Below are 240 nucleotides of genomic sequence, written 5' to 3'. Positions count from 1 at the left end.
CGCCCCACAACTGCTGGCCGCGCTGAACGGGGCCCGGTTAGGGGCATGGCTGTGGGATATTGAAAGCGGCCGTGTCAGCTGGTCACGGGGCACCCAGGCCCTGTTCGGCTTCGACCCGCAGCGCCCGCTGCCTGCTGATGTCGACTACCTCGACCTGCTGCCCGAAGAAGACCGCGCCCGCACGCGACAGGTGTTCCAGGCGGTGTTCAACGGCGAGCCGGTGGAACAGGCCATGCGTCA

Annotated in this window: 1 protein-coding gene; it reads left to right on the top strand. The window is 67.9% G+C overall.

Translation table 11 applies throughout. The annotated features are described in order from the left end of the window. Positions 1-240 (top strand): hypothetical protein (locus SB756_RS34600; RefSeq protein ID WP_410913821.1); only part of this gene is annotated, 240 nt, incomplete at both ends.

Origin of the sequence: Pseudomonas sp. SIMBA_068, from assembly GCF_046534705.1 — a bacterium.
In the GTDB taxonomy this organism is placed as follows: Bacteria; Pseudomonadota; Gammaproteobacteria; order Pseudomonadales; family Pseudomonadaceae; genus Aquipseudomonas; species Aquipseudomonas putida.
This window is presented reverse-complemented; position numbering and strand designations above follow the sequence as displayed.